Annotated in this window: 23 protein-coding genes; 15 read left to right on the plus strand and 8 right to left on the minus strand. The window is 72.3% G+C overall.

Features of this window, described 5'->3' with window-relative positions:
* Window positions 1-40: 40 nt before the first annotated feature.
* The 6 genes from P8A18_RS18330 to P8A18_RS18355 all read right to left on the minus strand — a co-directional run bounded on the left by P8A18_RS18330 (window position 41) and on the right by P8A18_RS18355 (window position 6,980).
* Window positions 41-1,351: an LPXTG cell wall anchor domain-containing protein gene (locus P8A18_RS18330; protein WP_306055913.1), complete on the minus strand. Its 1,311-nt coding sequence runs from the start codon at window positions 1,349-1,351 to the stop codon at window positions 41-43.
* A gap of 247 nt (window positions 1,352-1,598) precedes the next feature.
* The gene (locus tag P8A18_RS18335) at window positions 1,599-3,032 is read right to left on the minus strand and encodes a sensor histidine kinase (protein WP_306055915.1); all 1,434 of its coding nucleotides are present in this window, start codon (window positions 3,030-3,032) and stop codon (window positions 1,599-1,601) included.
* Complete coding sequence (locus P8A18_RS18340; RefSeq protein WP_018554921.1) at window positions 3,029-3,760, minus strand: response regulator transcription factor; 732 nt, start codon at window positions 3,758-3,760, stop codon at window positions 3,029-3,031. The genes P8A18_RS18335 and P8A18_RS18340 overlap by 4 nt, the downstream gene beginning before the upstream one ends.
* An 86-nt stretch (window positions 3,761-3,846) precedes the next feature.
* The gene (locus P8A18_RS18345; RefSeq protein ID WP_306055916.1) at window positions 3,847-4,989 is read right to left on the minus strand and encodes a S1C family serine protease; all 1,143 of its coding nucleotides are present in this window, start codon (window positions 4,987-4,989) and stop codon (window positions 3,847-3,849) included.
* Between the two features lie 125 nt (window positions 4,990-5,114).
* Entirely contained in the window at window positions 5,115-6,170 is a 1,056-nt protein-coding gene (locus P8A18_RS18350) for a LacI family DNA-binding transcriptional regulator (RefSeq protein WP_306055918.1), read from the minus strand.
* Between the two features lie 24 nt (window positions 6,171-6,194).
* The gene (locus P8A18_RS18355; RefSeq protein ID WP_018554918.1) at window positions 6,195-6,980 is read right to left on the minus strand and encodes a response regulator transcription factor; all 786 of its coding nucleotides are present in this window, start codon (window positions 6,978-6,980) and stop codon (window positions 6,195-6,197) included.
* 244 nt (window positions 6,981-7,224) lie between these two features.
* Between P8A18_RS18355 and P8A18_RS18360 the strand changes: the two genes are divergently transcribed.
* The 8 genes from P8A18_RS18360 to P8A18_RS18390 all read left to right on the plus strand — a co-directional run bounded on the left by P8A18_RS18360 (window position 7,225) and on the right by P8A18_RS18390 (window position 12,879).
* Window positions 7,225-8,112, plus strand: coding sequence for an alpha/beta hydrolase family protein (locus P8A18_RS18360; RefSeq protein ID WP_306055919.1), 888 nt, complete (start codon window positions 7,225-7,227; stop codon window positions 8,110-8,112).
* 62 nt (window positions 8,113-8,174) lie between these two features.
* Window positions 8,175-8,429, plus strand: a complete 255-nt coding sequence (locus P8A18_RS18365) for a MoaD/ThiS family protein (protein ID WP_018554916.1) — start codon at window positions 8,175-8,177, stop codon at window positions 8,427-8,429.
* A 10-nt stretch (window positions 8,430-8,439) separates the two neighbouring features.
* Entirely contained in the window at window positions 8,440-9,756 is a 1,317-nt protein-coding gene (locus tag P8A18_RS18370) for a hypothetical protein (RefSeq protein ID WP_306055920.1), read from the plus strand.
* Between the two features lie 180 nt (window positions 9,757-9,936).
* On the plus strand, window positions 9,937-10,626 hold the full coding sequence (locus tag P8A18_RS18375; RefSeq protein WP_306055921.1) for an LmeA family phospholipid-binding protein: 690 nt from the start codon (window positions 9,937-9,939) through the stop codon (window positions 10,624-10,626).
* Window positions 10,627-10,864: 238 nt separating this feature from the next.
* A complete protein-coding gene (locus tag P8A18_RS34320) occupies window positions 10,865-10,972 on the plus strand; it encodes a putative leader peptide (RefSeq protein ID WP_353961645.1) in 108 nt (35 codons plus the stop codon).
* A 159-nt stretch (window positions 10,973-11,131) separates the two neighbouring features.
* A complete protein-coding gene (locus P8A18_RS18380) occupies window positions 11,132-11,977 on the plus strand; it encodes a sulfurtransferase (protein WP_306055923.1) in 846 nt (281 codons plus the stop codon).
* A gap of 75 nt (window positions 11,978-12,052) precedes the next feature.
* Window positions 12,053-12,340: a DUF1416 domain-containing protein gene (locus tag P8A18_RS18385; RefSeq protein WP_018519671.1), complete on the plus strand. Its 288-nt coding sequence runs from the start codon at window positions 12,053-12,055 to the stop codon at window positions 12,338-12,340.
* Between the two features lie 173 nt (window positions 12,341-12,513).
* Window positions 12,514-12,879 carry a DUF3099 domain-containing protein gene (locus tag P8A18_RS18390; RefSeq protein ID WP_306055924.1) on the plus strand — a complete coding sequence of 122 codons (366 nt, stop codon included), beginning with the start codon at window positions 12,514-12,516 and terminating at the stop codon, window positions 12,877-12,879.
* Between the two features lie 102 nt (window positions 12,880-12,981).
* On the opposite strand, the gene P8A18_RS18395 is transcribed toward P8A18_RS18390, so the two are convergent.
* The gene (locus P8A18_RS18395) at window positions 12,982-13,344 is read right to left on the minus strand and encodes a DsrE family protein (protein ID WP_018101651.1); all 363 of its coding nucleotides are present in this window, start codon (window positions 13,342-13,344) and stop codon (window positions 12,982-12,984) included.
* A 185-nt stretch (window positions 13,345-13,529) separates the two neighbouring features.
* On the opposite strand from P8A18_RS18395, the gene P8A18_RS18400 reads away from it, so the two are divergent.
* From P8A18_RS18400 to ygfZ, 6 genes are all read left to right on the plus strand, one after another.
* Complete coding sequence (locus P8A18_RS18400; protein WP_371933689.1) at window positions 13,530-14,303, plus strand: hypothetical protein; 774 nt, start codon at window positions 13,530-13,532, stop codon at window positions 14,301-14,303.
* Window positions 14,300-15,181, plus strand: coding sequence for a hypothetical protein (locus P8A18_RS18405; RefSeq protein ID WP_306055926.1), 882 nt, complete (start codon window positions 14,300-14,302; stop codon window positions 15,179-15,181). The genes P8A18_RS18400 and P8A18_RS18405 overlap by 4 nt, the downstream gene beginning before the upstream one ends.
* Window positions 15,178-16,065: a hypothetical protein gene (locus tag P8A18_RS18410; RefSeq protein WP_306055927.1), complete on the plus strand. Its 888-nt coding sequence runs from the start codon at window positions 15,178-15,180 to the stop codon at window positions 16,063-16,065. Before P8A18_RS18405 ends, P8A18_RS18410 begins: the two co-directional genes overlap by 4 nt.
* Window positions 16,066-16,335: 270 nt before the next feature.
* Window positions 16,336-16,908 carry a heme-binding beta-barrel domain-containing protein gene (locus tag P8A18_RS18415; RefSeq protein ID WP_306055928.1) on the plus strand — a complete coding sequence of 191 codons (573 nt, stop codon included), beginning with the start codon at window positions 16,336-16,338 and terminating at the stop codon, window positions 16,906-16,908.
* A gap of 112 nt (window positions 16,909-17,020) precedes the next feature.
* Window positions 17,021-17,500 carry a Fur family transcriptional regulator gene (locus tag P8A18_RS18420; RefSeq protein WP_306055929.1) on the plus strand — a complete coding sequence of 160 codons (480 nt, stop codon included), beginning with the start codon at window positions 17,021-17,023 and terminating at the stop codon, window positions 17,498-17,500.
* Between the two features lie 20 nt (window positions 17,501-17,520).
* A complete protein-coding gene (ygfZ, locus tag P8A18_RS18425; RefSeq protein WP_306055931.1) occupies window positions 17,521-18,486 on the plus strand; it encodes a CAF17-like 4Fe-4S cluster assembly/insertion protein YgfZ in 966 nt (321 codons plus the stop codon).
* A 22-nt stretch (window positions 18,487-18,508) separates the two neighbouring features.
* Here ygfZ and dtd read toward each other — a convergent pair whose 3' ends face one another.
* Entirely contained in the window at window positions 18,509-18,958 is a 450-nt protein-coding gene (dtd, locus tag P8A18_RS18430; protein ID WP_037710977.1) for a D-aminoacyl-tRNA deacylase, read from the minus strand.
* A gap of 117 nt (window positions 18,959-19,075) precedes the next feature.
* Here dtd and P8A18_RS18435 point away from each other — a divergent pair, with 117 nt between their 5' ends.
* Window positions 19,076-19,714, plus strand: coding sequence for an RsiG family protein (locus P8A18_RS18435; protein WP_306055932.1), 639 nt, complete (start codon window positions 19,076-19,078; stop codon window positions 19,712-19,714).
* Window positions 19,715-19,731 lie beyond the last annotated feature (17 nt).

Genomic DNA, 19,731 nt, shown 5'->3' on the forward strand with positions numbered 1-19,731 from the left:
ACCCGGCCCGCAGCCCCTCCCTCTTTTTTATGGGCCCTGCTCAGGCTTCCGCGCCGGCCCGGCGGCGGCGGACGACGAGCACGGCCGCCCCGCCGAGGACCACGGCCGCGCCGCCGGCGAGCCCGAGCGGGACGGTGGCGTCGGAGGCACCCGTGGAGGCGAGGCCGCCCCCGGCGGTCACCGAGTCGTCGGACGCCGAGCCCTGGGCCTGCTGCCCGGACCCGCCGGTGGAGCCGGTCGTGCCCGCGGTGCCGGAACCGGTGCCGGTGCCGGCACCGTCGCCCGTGCCGCCGGTCGTCCCGGTCTTGGACCCCGCCGCCTTGACCGTGAAGGCGTACGTGTCCATGCCGGCGCCGCCGCCGCAGGAGCCGTCCTTGTTGACGTAGTCGGCCGAGGTGAGGACGACGCCGTTGCCGGCCGGGGCCTTGGCGTCAGCCGTGAGGCGGAGCTTGACGTCGGTGTGCGCGCCGGCCTTCAGCGGACCGAGGCCGCTGATGAGGTGGTCGGCGGGGACGGCGCGCCATTTCGGGGAGGCGGCGGTGGACCACTGGAGGTGCATGGACCCGTCGGTGGTCTTGAGGCCGGTCGTGTCGGTGGTGTGCACGTTGGCGTACGTGGTGACCGCGTCGAGGGTCTGCTTCGTGCCGTTGCCGACGCGGAGCGAGAAGGTGGTGGTCGTGCCGGCGGTGACCGAGGCGGGCATGCCGGTCACGGCGGCCCTCAGGTCGGCGCCCACGCAGTCCTGGCCGCCCTTCTCCTCGTCCCGGGCCTTGGTCAGCGCCTCGTCCGCCGCGGTCTTGGCGGCGAGGGCGTCGGCCAGGGCGTTCTGCAGGACGGAGTAGGCGCGGGCGGCGGCGACCCGGGCGTCGTCGGACGCGGTGCCGGCCTCGGTGGCCTCGGTGTCGGCCTCGGTCTTGGCGGTGGCCGCGGTGGCGGCGGCGGTCTCGGCGTCGGTGACGGCCTTCTCGGCGGCGGTCCGCTCGGCGTCGGTCGCGGTGTCGGGCAGGTCGGCGAGGGCCGCCCGGGCGTCGGTGACAGCCTGGTCGGCGGCGGTCTTGGCGGCAGCGGCCTCGGTGGCTGCCTTACGGGCGGCAGCGGCCGCCACGGCGAGGGGCGCCTTGTCGGAGAGGGCGGTCTTCAGCTCCTCGTAGCCGGCGTCCTTCGCGGCGAGGGCCTTGTCGTAGGCCTTCTGGGCCTCGGCCGCGGCCTTTTCGAGTTCCTCGATCGTCGGCTTGGCCCGCGATTCCGCGGCCGGCTTGGAGTCGGCGAAGGCCGGGGTGACGGAGAGGAGAACGGCGGGGGTGGTGATGGCGACGGCCACGGCGGTGGCGAGAGTGCGACGAATCTTCACATGTGCCCTTGGGGTCCGGATCGGAAATGGGGGAAAGCGGAGAAATTCTGAAAGAACGCCGGCCACAGCGGTTCGCTCACGCGGGCGGCTGTGAAGATCGTATGAGGCTCCTGGGAGCCGGACGAAAGCGTTTTCCGCAGATCCCGGACGAAGCGCGACCGGTGGGTGCGGACAGATATCGGCAAAGAGTGCAGTTGCTCTCGGTCCGTACGCTTTCCCTGTGTGGAACGTCACGTGGAGGGTGGCGCTACTCCGGCACCCCGTCCGGCGGCGGCGTCGGCGCCCCCGGGAGGCTGATCACGGCTTCCGTGCCCCCGCCCGGGGCCGGGCTCAGGGCGATGTCGCCGCCCGACTGCTGGACCGTACGGGCCACGATCGACAGGCCGAGGCCCGAGCCCGGGAGCTGGCGGGCGGACGGGGAGCGCCAGAAGCGTTCGAAGACGTGGGGGAGTTCGTCGGCGGGGATGCCGGGGCCGTGGTCCCGTACCGTCAGCCGGCCCCGGTGCAGCTCCACGTCGATCGTGGAGCCGGGCGGGCTGAACTTCACGGCGTTGTCCAGGACGTTGACGATCGCCCGCTCCAGCGCCGCGGGTTCGGCGCGCACGTACCAGGGGGCCAGTTCGGCCGTGATCGTCAGCTCGGGGCCGCGCAGCCGGGCCCGTTGCAGGGCGGTACGGGTGATGTCGTGCAGGGCCACCACCTGGAGCGGGCCGGTCCTGGCGGCGTCCGGGCGGGCCAGTTCCTGGAGGTCGCCGATGAGCGAGGCCAGCTCCGTCATCTGCGCCTTCACCGAGGACATCAGCGCCTTGCGGTCGTCCGGCGGGATCGCGCGGCCCGTCTCGTCGCTGCGGGCGAGGAGTTCGACGTTGGTGCGGAGCGAGGTCAGCGGGGTGCGCAGCTCGTGACCGGCGTCCGCGATGAGCTGGGCCTGCCGGTCCCGGGAGGTGGCCAGCGAGGCGGTCATCGAGTTGAACGACCGGGACAGGCGGGCGATCTCGTCCTCGCCATCGACCGGGATGCGGACGGTCAGGTCCTCGGTACGGGCGACGTGCTCGACGGCCTCGGTCAGCTCGTCGACGGGGCGCAGCCCGGAACGGGCCACCCAGAGCCCGGCGGCGCCGGCGCCGACCACGCCGATACCGGAGACGAGGAGGAGGACCCAGGCGAGGGTGGAGAGGGGTTTGTCGATCTCGCTCAGGGGGCGGGCGATGGAGACGCCCAGGTCGATGCGTGGCTGGTCGGGTCCCGGTACGCGCGTCGCCGTCACCGGGTAGGTGAAGACGCGCATCTTCGTACCGTCGGAGGCGGTCTCCGTGTGCAGGGGACCGGTGCGGTCGCTGCCGATCACCGAGAGGTCCGAACCGGTCACCGGGAGTTCGGGTGAGCCGGGGGCCACGCAAGCGTTCCCCTGGCCGTCGATGAGCTGGACGGTGAAGCCGCTGTACGGCGTGGGCGGCAGTTTGGTGGCTTGCTTGCAGTACCGGTACAGGTCGACCAGGTAGTCCTGGTCGACCCGCGTCCCCCGCAGCGTCTCGTCCTGCCGCTCCTCCAGCTGCGCCCGCGTGACGAACCAGCAGGCCACCGCCACCGCCGCGACGGCCACCGCGACCGCCGTCGCGACCAGCAGGGCCAGCCGGGAGCGCAGCGGCAGGGCGCGGAAGCGGTGCAGGGGCCCCGTCACCCCTCGCCCCCGCCGGAGCGCAGCGCGTAGCCCACGCCCCGGACCGTGTGGACCAGGCGCGGTTCGCCGCCGGCCTCGGTCTTGCGGCGCAGGTACATCACGTACACGTCCAGGGAGTTGGAGCTGGGCTCGAAGTCGAAGCCCCAGACCGCCTTGAGGATCTGCTCGCGGGTCAGCACCTGGCGCGGGTGCGCGAGGAACATCTCCAGGAGGGTGAATTCGGTACGGGTCAGCTCCACGCGCCGGGTGCCGCGGGTGACCTCGCGGGTGGCGAGGTCCATCTTCAGGTCGGCGAAGGACAGCACGTTGTCGTCGGGGACGGGGCCGCCCGCCGCGACCGCGTACGAGCTGCGGCGCAGCAGGGCGCGGATGCGGGCGAAGAGTTCGTCCAGCTCGAAGGGCTTGACGAGGTAGTCGTCGGCGCCCGCGTCGAGTCCGGTGACGCGGTCGCCGACGGTGTCCCGGGCCGTGAGCATCAGGATGGGCGTGGTGGTGCCGGTGGAGCGGATGCGGCGGGCGGCGGTCAGGCCGTCCATGCGCGGCATCTGGATGTCCAGGACGATGAGGTCGGGGGCGTACGACTCCGCCTTGGCGAGCGCGTCGAGGCCGTCCACGGCGACCTCGGTGCCGTATCCCTCGAAGGCGAGGCTGCGTTGCAGGGCCTCGCGCACGGCGGGCTCGTCGTCGACGATCAGGATGCGCTGCGGATCGTCATCGGCGGGGCTCATCGCTGCTTCGTCCTCTTCTCGTTCGGTACGGGCCGGGGCGCGTGCACCAGCTTCTCAGCCTCGCACGGCCGCCGGCGCCGGACCGGTCAGGAGCCGTTGCCCGCCCGCAGGGTGTCGAGGTCGGCCTTCAGGGTGTTCACCGGGATCGCGAAGCCGAGGCCGACGCTGCCCGCGGCGGAGCTGCCCGAGCCGGCGGCGGAGCTCGCCGAGTACATGGCGGAGTTGATGCCGATGATCTCGCCGTTCATGTTGATCAGCGCGCCGCCGGAGTTGCCCGGGTTGAGCGAGGCGTCGGTCTGGATGGCCTTGTACGTGGTGGTGGACTCGCCGGTGTCGCCGTTGAACTGCTGTCCGCCGAACTGGAACGGCCACTGGCGGCCGCCGCCCTGCTGTTCCTGCCCCTGGCTCTGGTCCTGGCCGCTGTCGCCGTCCTTGGCGACCGTGACGTCACGGTCGAGCGCGGAGACGATGCCGCTGGTGACCGTGCCGGTCAGGCCCTCGGGCGAGCCGATCGCGACGACCTCGTCGCCGACGGCGACCTGGGAGGAGTCGCCGAGCGTGGCGGTCTTCAGCCCGCTCGCGCCCTGGAGCTTGATCAGCGCGAGGTCCTTGTCGGCGTCGGTGCCGACGACGTCGGCGGTGTACGTCCTGCCGGTGCTCAGCGTGACCTTGATGGCCGAGGCGCCCGCGACGACGTGGTTGTTGGTGACGATCTCGCCGTCGGCGGTGATGACCACGCCGGAACCGGTCGACTGGCCGGCCGTCGACGTCGCGCCGATCTCCACGATCGTCGGCGAGAGGGCCGCGGCCACTCCGGCGACCGTGCCCTTGCTGCTCTGCGAGACGGTGGTGCCGGGGACGACGCCGCTCCCGGCGGCGGTGACGGTGCCGTTGTCGGTGAGCTTGCCGATCACTGTCGCCGTGCCGCCGCCCACGATCGCCGCCGCGATGGCCACGGCCGCGAGGAGCGCGACCGGCTTGCGGACCCGGCGCCGGGCCGGGGGCTCGGGGGCGGGCTGCGGCAGGCCGTGACCGTACAGGCCGCCGCCCTGGTCACCGCCGCCCGAGTGCCCGTCGGCCGGGGCCGGCGCGGGCCACACGGTGGTTCCGGGGCCCATCGGGACCGGCTGGACGGGCTGGTATGACGGCGGCGGCGGGTAGGCCGCGTCGCCGTTGCCGTACGAGGGGTACGTCGGGTACTCGCCGCTCGGGCGCTGGCTCTCTGTCATGTCTATGAGACTGTCCGGCCAAGATGAGAGGACCGTGAGTACGCCCTGAGAAGCCCGGCAGAACCGCGTATGCCCGATATAAAGGCCGCCCGGTCGAGGCCGCCCGGTGCTCGTCGGCGCGAGCCTCAGGACCGGGGCGGCCGGTCCGCCGCCGGGGGCTCCCCGCAGCCGCAGGAGCGGCGGACCACCAGTGCGGAGGGGAACTGCTTCAGCCGCTCCCGCCGCGACCCCGACACCCGCAACGAGTCGTCGAGCACCAGGTCCACGGCGGCCCGCGCCATCGCGGGGCGGTCCGAGAAGACCGTCGTCAGCGGCGGATCGGTCAGCCCGGCTTCCTTCACGTCGTCGAAGCCCGCGACCGCCAGCTCGCCCGGCACGTCGATGCGCAGCTCGCGCGCCGCCCGCAGTACGCCGATGGCCTGGTCGTCCGTCGCGCAGAAGATGGCCGGGGGCCGGTCGGGGCCCGCGAGCAGCTCCAGCGCCACCTGGTAGGCGTCGTAGCGGTTGTACGGAGCCTGGAAGAGGCGGCCCTCCGTGGAGCGGCCCGACTCGTGCATGGCCCGGCGCCAGCCCTCGATGTGGTCGGCGACCGGGTCGCCGACCGCCGGGGTGGAGTCCACGCCGCCGAGGCACGCCACGTACGCGTTGCCGTGTTCGAGGAGGTGGCGGGTGGCGAGCTGGGCGCCGCCGACGTCGTCGGTGACGACCGCGACGTCGTCGATGGCCTCGGGCCGCTCGTGCAGCAGGACGACCCGGGCGTCCCAGGCCTCGATCTCCGCCGCCGCGCGCTCGCTGGGGCCCTGGCTGACCAGGATCAGGCCGGAGACCCGCATGCCGAGGAAGGCCCGCAGATAGTGGACCTCGCGCTCGTCGCGGTAGTCGGAGTTGCCGACGAGCACCATTTTCCCGCGCTCGGCGGCGGCCTGTTCGACCGCGTGCGCCATTTCGGCGAAGAAGGGCTGCCGGGCGTCCGGCACGATCATGCCTATGAGGTCGGTCCGCCGCGAGGCCATCGCCTGGGCGACCCGGTCCGGCCGGTAACCCAGCTCTTTGATCGCGGCGAGCACCCGCTCGCGCGTGGCCGGGGCGACCGGCCGGGGTCCGTTGTTGATGACGTAACTGACCACGGCGGTCGACGTACCCGCCAGTCTCGCCACATCGTCCCGCGTCACCTTGGCCACGCGCGGCAGTCTACGCGGATGGACCTACCTCTTGGCAGGCCGGACCGGGGGTTCTTCCGTGACCTCGGCAACGCCGGGCTGCTCCGAGTGGGTGACGGCGCGCGCGGCCGCCTTGGCCTCCTCGGCCGCCCGCTCCACCTTCTCGGGCGCGACGAACCGGTAGCCCACGTTGCGGACGGTGCCGATGAGCGACTCGTGCTCGGGGCCGAGCTTGGCGCGCAGCCGCCGTACGTGGACGTCGACCGTGCGCGTACCGCCGAAGTAGTCGTAGCCCCAGACCTCCTGGAGCAGTTGTGCGCGGGTGAAGACCCGGCCCGGGTGCTGGGCCAGATATTTGAGCAGTTCGAATTCCTTGAAGGTCAGGTCCAGGACCCGGCCCTTGAGTTTCGCGCTGTACGTCGCCTCGTCCACCGAGAGATCACCGTTGCGGATCTCCATCGGGGAGTCGTCGGAAGTGATCTGCTGCCGGCCGGTGGCCAGCCGCAGCCGTGCCTCGACCTCGGCGGGGCCCGCCGTGTCCAGCAGGACGTCGTCGACGCCCCAGTCCGCGGTGACGGCCGCGAGCCCGCCCTCCGTGACGACGAGGATCAGCGGACAGCCGGGTCCGGTGGACCGCAGCAGCTGACAGAGCGAGCGGACCTGGGGCAGGTCACGGCGTCCGTCCACGAGGATGACGTCGGCCCCGGGGGTGTCCACGAGGGCGGGGCCCTCGGCGGGGGCCACCCGCACGCTGTGCAGCAGGAGGCCGAGGGCGGGGAGCACCTCCGTCGACGGCTGGAGGGCATTCGTCAGGAGCAGAAGGGAACTCATCGCCGCCCACCTGCTCGGTTCATCGGTCGCTGATCGTGCACGGTTGGCTCGCCCATGACGTCGGTCCTCCTCAGTTCCCTGCGAGAGGGGCACTCCCGGGTGGGACCCGGGGGAGTATGCGGCTCTGCTTCGTACGCTGGTGTTCCGCTGAGCTTGTCGAAACGTCGTCGTAACAACGTCCGGAAAGCACAAAAGGACCCGGGGGCTGCTTTGCCCGGATCCTCTTCACAGGAGAATAACCCACATGAGTTCTGTGTCCGAGGGGAGAATTCCGGATTCCTCTGTTCGCTCGATCACGCGCGGCCCGCTGAGAGCCGCGTTGCGGGCGGATGACGGGGTCGGGATCGAGGCGGTGTACGACCCGTGTACGGCGGATGACGCCGGGGCCGGGGACCCGGGCACGGTGATCGTCGTCGCGCACGGGTTCACCGGTTCGGCCGACCGTCCGGCGGTCCGGCGGGCCGTGCGGACGTTCTCCCGGTACGCGGCCGTGGTCAGCTTCTCCTTCCGTGGCCACGGCGGGTCCGGCGGCCTTTCCACGGTCGGCGACCGCGAGGTGCTGGACCTGGCGGCGGCGGTGTCCTGGGCGCGCTCGCTCGGGTACGGGCGGGTGGTGACGGTCGGCTTCTCGATGGGCGGCTCGGTGGTGCTGCGGCACGGCGCGCTGTACGCGGACCCGGCGGCGGACGGCGAGGGCGGCCGGCCCGTCGCGGAGCGCGAGGGGCGCACAGAGGCGTGTACGGGGGCGTACGCCGACGCGGTGGTGTCCGTGAGCGCCCCGGCGCGTTGGTACTACCGGGGGACGGCCCCGATGCGCCGCCTGCACTGGATGGTCACCCGCCCCACCGGCCGGCTGGTCGGGCGCTACGGCTTCCGTACGCGCATCCACCACGACGAGTGGGACCCGGTCCCGCTCTCCCCGGTCGCCGCGGCGGCCCTGATCGCCCCGGCACCCCTGCTGATCGTGCACGGCGACCGGGACCCGTACTTCCCGCTCGACCACCCGCGCATGCTCGCCGCCGCCGCGGGCGAGGCGGCGGACCTGTGGCTGGAGCGCGGCATGGGGCACGCGGAGAACGCGGCGGACGAGACCTTGCTCACCCGCATCGCCGAATGGGCGGTGCGGCGGTGAACCATGATGGGCAGCCGATGCCCCGACCGGCACACGACGAACGGAACGAAAGGAGCGCCGCCATGCCTGCGGGAACGATCCGCTACTGGGCAGCAGCCAAGGCCGCGGCCGGGACCGCGGAGGAGCCGTATGCCGCCGCGACCCTCAAGGAGGCGCTCGACGCGGTGCGCGCGCGGCACCCCGGCGAGCTGAGCAGCGTGCTGCGCAGGTGCTCGTTCCTCATCGACGGCGACCCCGTCGGGACCCGGAGCCATGAGACCGTACGCCTTGCCGAGGGCGGCACGGTCGAGGTGCTCCCGCCGTTCGCAGGAGGGTGAACCGCAGAACATGAGCAACAGCGATCAGCAGCAGCCGTACTACCCGGGCCCGGAGCAGCCGCCCCAGTACCCGGACCCGTACCCGCATCAGGCCCAGCCCCAGTACCCGTACGGGCAGGAGCCGCAGCAGTACTCCCACGCACAGCAGCAGCACCCGCAGCAGCCTCAGCACCCGCAACAGCCCTATGGCCGGCAGTCCTACGACCAGCAGGCGTACGGCGATCCGTCGCACGCGGGTCAGGGATACGCGGGTCAGGGATACGCCGACCAGGGACACACAGGCCAGGGGTACGCGGATGCCTCGGCCGGGTCGCCGGAGCACGGTGCCGCGCAGACCTGGGAGGGGCAGACCTGGGACACCCAGTACCAGCCGGCCGTCCCGTCCCCGGACCGGCCCGCCCCGGTGCCGCCCGTGGACCCCGCCCCCCTGCCTCCGCGGCACGCCTCCGCACCCGGCGGGACCGGCTCGTACCCGCTGCCCCCCGAGGTGCGGGCCACGCCCGCCCCCGCCCCCGCCGGGGCGGCCCCTGACGACGGCTACAGCGCGCCCACCACGCTGGGCAACGCGCGCATCACCGACGCGCAGCGCGCCCGGGCCGAGGGGCGTTCCCCGATCATCGCGCCGGGAATCCAGCCGGCCGCGATCACGGCCGCGCTCGGGCTGCTGCTCGCGCTCGGCGCGGCCATCGGCTCGTACGCCCTGGCCGTACCGCTGGTGCTGCTCCAGGCGGTGACGGCGGCGGGCTGGTTCCGGCTCAACGGAATGTGGCCGGCCCGGCAGGGCATCGCGCTCGCGTTCGCGGGCGGGCTGGTCGCCGATGTGGCGCTGCTCGCGGCGGGCCGGGAGAACGGTCCGGCCGCGATCATCGGCACGCTGGGCGTCTGGGTGCTGCTCACCGTCGTCCTCCAGCTGCGCAGCCGGGCCGGGGCCGACGAGCGGATGCAGGGGCTGATGGCCACCGTCGCGTCCGCCGCGCTCGCGGTCCTCGCGGCCGGGCACCTCGCGGCCGTCCCGGACGCCGTGACGGTGGGCGCGGTCGCCGTGGCCGTGGCGGTGCTCGTCCGGGCGCTGCCGCTGCCCGGACCGGTCTCGGTCGTGGCGGCGCTGGTCGTCGCGGCGGGGGCGGGCGCGGCCGCCGGCGCCGTCACCGACCTGGGCACGAAGGGCGCGCTGCTCGGCCTCGCCGCCGGGGCCTGCGCGCTGATCGGGCTGCGGGTGGCGAGCTATGACTATCCGTCACGATTCGTGCACATGACCGCGGGTGTGGCCCTGCCGCTCACCGCGGCTGCCCCGGCCGTCTATCTGCTCGGCCGGGTGCTGGCGTAAATCCGTACGGCGGCCGCCGCGACCGGAACCGGTGCCGTCCCAGCCGCATGGCGAAGCCCTCCACGGGGAACCGTTGGGGGGCTTTCGCACGTCGATCACGCGGAGACGTGCCGTGCGGTCGCAGGAGGCTCACGGGCGCCGAGCGCCCGGACGGACGGGCAGGCGGGGGGAAGGACAGGCATGCGTGCACTGCGAACGACACTCGTCGTCCTGGTGATTCTGGCGGGGGTGTTCGTCGCCGTGGACCGGGTGGCGGTGTACGTCGCCGAGTCGCAGGCCGAGGACCGGGTGAAGGTGGACGGGGCGCGGATCGGCTCCACCGACATCTCCATCAAGGGTTTCCCGTTTCTGACCCAGGTCGCCGGATCGGAACTCGACGAGGTGGACGTGAAGATCACCGGGATCGAGACGACCGCCGCCGGCCGCACCCTGCGGATCTCCACGATGAACGCCGAGCTGCACGAGGTGCGGCTGACCGACGGCTTCTCGGGCGCCACCGCCGCCCACGCGACCGGCACCGCCGTCATCTCGTACGAGGACCTGACCAAGGCCGCCAGCGACGGCGTCGCCGTCGAGTACGGCGGCAAGGGCAAGGTGAAGGTGACCGGCGCGGTCAACATCCTGGGGCGCACGATGTCGCGCAGCGTCCTGTCCTCCGTCACCCTGGTCGACGGCCACACCGTCCGCGTCCGCGCGGACAAGGTGCCGGGCGAGGGCATACCCGGCCTGGAGGGCCTCGTCCGCGAGAAGACCGACTTCGAGCGCGAGGTCGGCGGGCTGCCGAACGGCCTGAAGCTGGAGAAGATCCAGCCGACCTCCGACGGCCTGGAGATCTCGGTGACGGGTACCGATGTACGTCTCGCGGGATGATCCCGCCCGTGGCCGGGTAGGGCTCAGGCGCGCCGGGCCGGCCGGCGGCTCTCGCCCGGCGGCCCGCCACATAGTGAGACGGCCGAGTCCGGTCCGCAGATGGCCGGTCTTCGGCGTGCCCCGGGGAGCGGCTCGGCAGCTGCGTGCATCCGCCTCGTATCCCACATCACGGACGATCGTGTCTCAATATGCGACACGGCGGTGACATGTCCGCCCGTACGTCCCTACGATCGGTCCCATGCAGTGCTCTATTAGCGGTCTCCCGCAGCGGGGACAGGCGGATCTCACGAAGCGGCGGGCAGTGGACCTGTGCCGCGTCGCCGCCATGCTCTGTCGCACTGTCTGAGCGGGACGTCCGGTTTCCCGCATTCCCCAGGCCCTTCGACCGCACGTCGGGGCCATCCCGCATGTTGCCTGTACCCGCGGGCCCGGCCCGCGCCCCGTACATCCGCATCACGCACGATTCGCATCATCTCGCCGCAGACTGCCCCGGAGGAGAAACACAATGAGCCGTAGCGACGTCCTGGTAGACGCCGACTGGGTCGAGGCCCACATCGAGGACCCGCAGGTCGCGATCGTCGAGGTCGACGAGGACACCTCCGCGTACGAGAAGAACCACATCAAGAACGCGGTCCGGATCGACTGGACCAAGGACCTCCAGGACCCGGTCCGCCGTGACTTCATCGACCAGGCCGGCTTCGAGGAGCTGCTGTCGAAGAAGGGCATCGGCAACGACACCACGGTCGTCCTCTACGGCGGCAACAACAACTGGTTCGCGTCCTACGCGTTCTGGTACTTCAAGCTCTACGGCCACCAGGACGTCCGCCTGCTCGACGGCGGCCGCAAGAAGTGGGAGCTCGACTCCCGCGACCTGGTGGACGGCGACCAGGTCCCGTCCCGCCCGGCCACGCAGTACAAGGCCAAGCCGCAGGACGAGTCGATCCGCGCCTACCGCGACGACGTCGTCGCCGCGATCGGCAACCAGAACATCGTCGACGTGCGTTCGCCCGACGAGTTCAGCGGCAAGCTGCTCGCCCCGGCCCACCTCCCGCAGGAGCAGTCGCAGCGCCCCGGCCACGTGCCGAGCTCGCGCAACATCCCGTGGTCGAAGAACGCCAACGACGACGGCACCTTCAAGTCGGACGAAGAGCTCAAGGCCCTCTACGAGGCCGAGCAGGTCGACCTGGCGAAGGACACCATCGCGCTGTGCCGCATCGGTGAGCGCTCGGCCCTGACGTGGTTCGTGCTGCACGAGCTGCTCGGCGTCGACAACGTCAAGAACTACGACGGTTCGTGGACCGAGTACGGCTCCCTCGTCGGCGTGCCGATCGAGCTCGGCGCCAACAAGTAAGGCCCCGCGCCACTCCGCCCGCGCGAGCGGGCGGACTCCCGACCAGCACGACTGAGACCCGAAGGACACAACACCATGTGTGGAGCAAAGGCCGGCGGCCCCGACGCTTCGACCATCAAGCCCGGTGAGACCACCATCCAGGGCAGCGTGACCCGCGACGGCGAGCCCGTCACCGGCTACGTCCGCCTGCTGGACTCGACCGGCGAGTTCACCGCCGAGGTCCCGACCTCGGCCACCGGACAGTTCCGCTTCTACGCGGCCGAGGGCACCTGGACGGTGCGCGCCCTCGTCCCCGGCGGCAGCGCGGACCGCACGGTCGTGGCGCAGACGGGTGGCCTCGCCGAGGTGGCCATCGCCGTCTAGCAGTGGTGCCGGCGCACAGCCGGAGACCGGCCGAAGGGCCGTGCCCCAGGGGGTTGGACGCTTCCTTGACGCGGGTACGGCCCTTCGGGCTGTCCGGACGCGGATTCCGGGCCTCCGCAACGGCCGCCCGCTCCGGAACGGCCGAGCGGGCCAATCCGTCCTACGCTGGACTCATGTACCGCCGACGCCGGCGCGCCTACTTCGTACTGATGGGCGTATGCCTCGTCCTCTTCGTCTCGGCCTGGGCCTTTGTGAGGCTCTGGTCGATGCCCGCCGCCATCGCGATGTGCGTGGTCGCGATGGTGATCCCGCCCGTCGCCGCGATGGTCGGCAACCGCAAAGGGCCGGAGGACCGCTGGTGGGACGACCCCGCGCCCCGTCCGCCCCCGTCCACCGACGCGCGCGAGCCCGGTGACGCACCGCCGTCCCCCGACGCACGGCCCCGCAAGAACGGGCCCGGCGGGCCCGCCTGCCGCACCGGCGATCCGGAGTCCGACGCGTGGTGGGACGAGCTGGACGGCCGGAAACGGCGCGGCTGACGGGCGCGGAGCCTGCGACGTCGGACCCCTGCCCGGCGGCCGGGCCCGCTCGGCAGCGGACCCCCGCGCAGCGGCGTACTCCTGCTCAGCGGCGGAGCCCGCTCAGTAGACGAGTGCCTGCACGCCGTCGGCCATGATCTCGCTGACGAAGACCTGCGCGCCCGCGATCCGTACGCCCTCCAGGACGTCCTCCTCGGTGATGTCGCGCCGGGCCGCGCACTGCGTGCACAGCGTGATCCGGCCGCCCGCCTGGATCGACTCGATCAGGTCCGGCAGTGGCGCGGCGTGCGGCAGTTCGAACTCGGCGGCGCGCCCCGGCAGGGCGAACCACGCGGATTCCCCGGTCAGCCAGAGCGAAACCTCCACCCCACTGGCGACGGCGACGGCCGCCACGGTGAAGGCCTGCGAGCAGCGCTCGGCGGAGTCGGCACCTGCGGTCACCTTGATCACGAGCTTCTTCGGCATATACGGAACTGTAATCGTCGGCTGCACAACCCCGTCGGCAACCTGTGGGTCAGTTGTGTGCGCGGGTAACGGAATCCGCGCTTCAAGGTCTCGTGGGGGGACCCATTTTGTACAGGGACGACAACATTTCCGACGGGCAGCCCGAGCCGCCCGCGGGGCCACCGGGGCCACCGGCGCCCGCGGACATGCCGGCGCCCGAGGAGCCACCGGCACCCGCCGTCGCCGGTGGGCGGCGCCCGCGCGGGCGTACGACGCTGATCATCGCCGCCGCGGCCCTGCTGGGCATCGCGGGCGGCGTCGCGGTCGGCTACGACGTCCAGGCGGGACGCGCGCCGACACCGCTCACCGCGCTCTCGCAGCCGGATCTCGCGTACCCGGCGAAGGCGCTGCCCGCCGCGAGGAAGCCGGACCCGCTGCCCGCGTCGCAGGACCGCCAGGTCCGCACGGACGGCGATCTGCGCAAGCTCGTCGCGCCCCGGCCGAAGGGCTGGGAGGAGGACAAGCTGCTGACCACGCTCGGCTGGGACGGGTGGCTGGGGGTCGAGGACTACGCGCTCGACTTCGAGGACGAGGACTACATGTACGGCAACCTCCTCGACCAGGGCATCCGCCGGGTCGCGGGCGCGGCCTGGAAGAAGGGCGAGTACCGCACGGCCACCGTCTGGCTGGTGCAGTTCCGCTCGGGCGCCGCGGCGGCCCACCACGCGGAGGACCAGCGCTCGTACATGCCGAGGACCGACCACGGCGCGGGCAACGAGGGCACCGCCCTCAAGGGCAGCGACAACGGCCGGTACTACATCTTCCCGGCCGACCGGAAGCCCGGATACATGCCTGTCCACCACGCCAGGGCGGTCTTCCAGCGGGGCGACGTCATGGTCGACATCAACGTCTTCGACACCGCGCCGATCAGCGAGAAGGACATCCGGACGCTGGCCGAGAAACAGCTGGAGCGCCTGTGAACGACGACCACACGCCCGAGCCCGCCCCGGCCGCCGACCACGCTCCCGTAACCGAGCCCGCGCCCGCGCTCGTCCCCGACCCCGCTCCCGAGCCCGAGCCCGCGGCCGTTGCGGACGCGCCCGCTCCCGTGCGCGGGGGCCGGACGCGGCGGGTGGTGCTCACCGCCGTGCCCGTCGTGCTGGTGCTCGCCGCCGTCGGCGGCGCCGCCGCGTACACGAAGACCACGGTCGACGACGCGGACCGCACCGTCACGACCCAGCTGTGGGAGGAGCCCGCGCACGAGCCGGGCAAGGACCCGGCCGGTGACGTCGCCCGGGGCCGGGCCTCCACCGAGCTGAGCAAGCTGCTGCTGCCCGTCCCGCCCGGCTACCGGCTCGGCCCGGACTCCGGCACCTACGGCAACGACGCGGAGGTCAGCGGCCGCGCGGCCGCCGCCGAGATGAAGGAGGGCGGGCGCGGCCTGTCCGGCCGGCAGCGGCGCGACTTCGAGAAGCGGGTCGACAAGCTGCGCGTCCAGGGCCTGGCCGTCCGCACGTACACCTCGGACGACAACGACCTGGTCATCGCCACCCAGCTGGTGCGGATGAAGGACAGGAAGGCCCTGAAGGACCTCTACTCCTTCCGGGCCGGACTCTTCGACAGCATCGACGCCCTGCGCGACGGGCCGAAGATCGACGGCCACAAGAAGAACGCCAAGTGCTTCCGCGATCCCAAGAACAGCAAGCAGCGGATCGAGGGGATGTTCTGCATGGCGTACGAGGGCGAGGTGATGGTCACGTTCTCGGCGTCCGGGACCAAGCCGTTCGACAAGGCGGCCGTCGCCGAGCTGGTGAAGGACCAGCTCAACCACATCACGTCCCCGGGGGAGTACATATGACCGAGCAGACGGCCGCACCGCAGCCCGAGGCCGCGGCGGAACCCGTCTCCGTACCGCCGCAGGCCCCCGTCGCGCCGCCCATGCCGCTCACGCCGCCGCTCCCCGTTCCGGCCGCCCCCCGGCCTCCGCGCCGCGCGCTGCGGGCCGTGGCGCGCTGGACCGTCGCCGTGCTGGTGTTCGGGGCGGTCGGGGCGGGTACGGCGTACGGCATCACCTCGATGGAACGTACGGACGTCCCGGGACTGGCCACCGAGGCCGACGGGCGCTGGGACTACCCCCGGCTCACCCTGCCCGCGCTCCCGGCCGGCGAGCCGCGCCCCTTCAGCGCGGGCAACCCGTCCGAGGTCCACCACGCCGACCTGCGCGAGCTGCTGCTCCCCGCACCGGCCGGGGCCACGGTGGACAAGAAGCTCAAGGGCGGCTGGGTCAGCACGGAGCAGTTCGCGTCCGAGTACGTGAAGGAGCGGCGTACCGAACTCGTCGACACCCTGCGCGAAGGCACCCTGCGGCACATCGCGGCGCGCGGCTGGACCATGCCGGACGGCACGTCGAGCCGGATCTACCTGCTCCGGTTCAGCTCGTCCGAGGACGCCGACGCGTTCCGCGACGAGCGCTACATCGGGGCGTCGTCGCCGGGCGACGGGGTGCCCGGCGCGCAGTTCCTGGAGCTCGACGAGAGCTGGCGGGGCGGCGGCAAGGTGGAGAACACCGCGTCGTACGTCTTCAACGAGCCGAAGCCGTTCGGTGCCGAGCAGATGCGGATCGGCTACGTCGTCGCGGGCGACACGGTCGCCGTGGTCGTCCAGTCCCGTAAGGGCGCCGGCGGCACGGCCCGCATCCCGTTCCACCAGACGGTGATCCTCCAGAACCAGCTCCTGGGCTGAGCCGCCCCGCGGGACGCCCCGGACCGGCGACACCGGGCCCCACCCATTAGGCTGGGGCCCGGTCCTGTACTGCCCTGTACTGCCGCCATACCGCTCGTTCGAGGAGCCCCCGTGCTTGAGGCATTCTTCTCCGCCCTGCTGGTCCTGGTCTGCGTCGGCGTTCTCGCCTTCGCCGGTGTGACCGTGAAGAAGCTGTACCAGGGTCAGCGCTGACCACCTCCCCGTTCCCGGCGTCCCCGCCTCCCGCCTCACAGATCGACTGAGCCGCTCATGATCGAGATCCCGTCCGACCTCCACCCGGACCTCGTCCCGCTGGCCTTCCTCCTGGGCAACTGGGTGGGCGCGGGGGTGTCCGACTTCCCCGGTGCCGAGAAGTGCAACTTCGGCCAGGAGGTCACCTTCAGCCACGACGGCCGGGACTTCCTGGAGTACACCTCGCGGTCCTGGGTGCTCGACGCCGAGGGCGGCAAGGTCAGCCCCCTGGAGACCGAGACCGGGTACTGGCGCATCGACAAGGACCGCAAGGTCGAGGTCGTCATGGCCCGCGACCAGGGCGTCATCGAGATCTGGTACGGCGAGCTGGCCGACAAGAAGCCGCAGATCGACCTGGTCACCGACGCGGTGGCCCGGACCGCGGCCTCCGGCCCGTACAGCGGTGGCAAGCGGCTCTACGGCTATGTGAACAGCGACCTCATGTGGGTCGGCGAGAAGGCGACGCCCGAGGTCGAGCTGCGGCCGTACATGTCGGCGCACCTGAAGAAGACCGTCACGCCCGAGGAGGTCGAGGCGATGGCCAAGAGCCTCGGCGACCTGCCCGACGACGGCATCGCCTTCTTCAAGTAGGCGCGCCTTCCGCACGTTCAAGCAGGCACGCCTTCGTCAAGCAGGCACTGCCCGAAGCGGTGGTCCCCGCTTTCCCGGAGCAGTCGTTCCGCCCGGATCTACACTGGGGGCTGTGGTGAGCACCGACTGGAAGACCGACCTCCGCCGGCGTGGCTACCGGCTGACGCCGCAGCGCCAGCTCGTCCTGGAAGCCGTCGACACGCTGGAACACGCGACGCCCGACGACATCCTCTCCGAGGTGCGCCGGACCGCGTCCGGCGTGAACATCTCCACCGTCTACCGGACCCTGGAGCTCCTGGAGGAGCTGGAGCTGGTCAGCCACGCCCATCTGGGCCACGGCGCCCCGACGTACCACCTGGCCGACCGGCACCACCACATCCACCTGGTCTGCCGGGACTGCGCCGACGTCATCGAGGCCGACGTCGGTGTGGTCGAGGAGTTCACGGCGAAGCTGCGCGGGGCGTTCGGGTTCGAAACGGACATGAAGCACTTCGCGATCTTCGGCCGCTGCGCCGGCTGCGCGGCGAAGGCGGCGGACGGGCCGGGCACCGCGGGGCCGTCCGGAGACCCCGCACCGGCCGCCGGGGCCTGAACCAGTCGTACGCTGGTCGCATGAAGAGCCCCCTGCTGTCCCAGCCCGGCGCCGTCCCCGCCGAGGGCCGCGACGAAGGCGTCGCCGCGCACTACGGCGACCTGTTCCGCGAGCAGCGCGCCCTCGCCGACGGATCGGGTCTGGTCGACCTGTCGCACCGCGGCGTCGTCACCGTCACCGGCGGCGACCGGCTGGCCTGGCTGCACCTCCTGATCACCCAGCACGTGACCGAACTCGCCCCCGGGCAGGCCACCGAGGCCCTGATCCTCAGCGCGAACGGCCACATCGAGCACGCCATGTACCTCGTTGACGACGGCGAGACGGTGTGGATGCACGTCGAGCCGGGTACGCAGGGCGAACTGATCGCCTATCTGGAGTCGATGAAGTTCTTCTACCGGGTGGAGGTCGCCGACCGCACCGAGGACTACGCGGTGGTGTACCTGCCGGCCGGCTCCATCGCCGAGGTGCCCGAAGGGGCCGTCGTACGCGAGACGGCGTACGGCCGCGACCTGTTCCTCCCGCGCGCCGGCCTGGAGGCGTACGCGGCCGGGCACGGCCCGCTCGCCGGGGTCCTGGCCCATGAGGCGCTGCGCGTGGAGGGCCACCGGCCGAGGGTCGGCTTCGAGACCGACCACCGCACCATCCCGCACGAGCTGGGCTGGATCGGCACCGCCGTCCACCTCCAGAAGGGCTGCTACCGGGGCCAGGAGACCGTCGCCCGGGTCCACAACCTGGGCAAGCCGCCCCGCCGCCTGGTCTTCCTCCACCTGGACGGCAGCGAGGTCCATCTGCCCGGCCACGGCACCCCCGTCCGGCTGGCGGCCGACGGCGCCGAGGGCCGCCAGCTGGGCTTCGTCACCACCTCCGCCCGCCACCACGAACTGGGCCCGATCGCCCTGGCCCTGGTGAAGCGGAACGTGGCCGTCGACGCGGAGCTGCTGGCCGGGGACACGGCGGCGGCCCAGGAGACGGTCGTCGAGCCTTAGGGCCTGTCCGCCGGGCCGGGGTTCAGACCTCGACGATGACGGTGAACGGGCCGTGATTCGTGAGCGAGACGCGCATGTCCGCCCCGAACCGGCCCGTCTCCACCGTCGCCCCGAGCGCCCGCAGCCGCGCCACCACCTCGTCCACCAGCGGCTCGGCGACCTCGCCGGGCGCCGCGGCGTTCCAGGTGGGCCGGCGGCCCTTCCGGGCGTCCCCGTAGAGAGTGAACTGCGAAATCACCAGAAGCGGCGCATTCACATCGGAGCAGGACTTCTCGCCCTCCAGGATGCGGACCGACCAGAGCTTGCGGGCGAGCTGCGCCGCCTTCTCCGGGGTGTCCTCGTGGGTCACTCCCACCAGCACACACAGGCCCTCGCCGACTATTTCACCGACGACGGACGAGCCCCCGCCGTCGCCCGCGGCGTCCCGTACCGAGACGCTCGCGCCATCCACCCTCTGTACCACTGCACGCATACAGACCAACCTATCTTGGGCTGAACGGGTACAGAGCATCTCCACAAGGACCCTCGGGGTGGCACCATGCTCGGGAGGCGGTGCGCCGACGCACCGGTCGAGGGGATGGACACAAGCATGAGCACCCATGGAACCGGGCAGTCCCCGGGCGCAGTGCCGGTCGCGCGCCCCGGCGTCAGCAGCAACACCGGTACGGGCAGCGGTACGAGTACCAGCACCATGCGCCCGCCCGTGCAGCGGACCGGTCAGGGCGGTGACGAGGGCGACGGCGGCGGGCCCCGGACCGAACTGGGCGCCCTGAGACTGCCGGAGCTGCGCGCGCTGCGCCGCGACGCCCAGCGCGACGAGGCCGACCTCAGCTATGTGCGGCGGCTCGTCCAGGGGCGGATCGACATCCTGCGGGCCGAGCTGTCCCGGCGCCGGGACCCGGAGTCGCCGGTGGTGGACCGGCTGTCGGAGATCCTCGCCGACGCCCCGTCGCCGCACCGCTCGTCCGCACGGCACGTCACGCTGTCCGTGCCGCGCAGCGCCGAGTACCGCAAGCTGGCCGCCGAGACGCTCGCCGAGGTCGAACTCTCCGACCTCGACGCCCGGACGGACGAAGAGCTGCACACCGCGATGGGGCGCCTGGTCCGCTACGAACAGCAGGTCTCCCGCCGCCGGCACCGGCTCCAGCGCACGGCCGACGGTTGCGGCGCGGAGATCGCCCGCAGGTACCGTGACGGGGAAGCACAAGTAGACGACCTGCTCACCTGAGGCGATCCTTCCGGGGG

The sequence above is a fragment of the Streptomyces sp. Mut1 genome, from assembly GCF_030719295.1.
Taxonomy (GTDB): domain Bacteria; phylum Actinomycetota; class Actinomycetes; order Streptomycetales; family Streptomycetaceae; genus Streptomyces; species Streptomyces castrisilvae.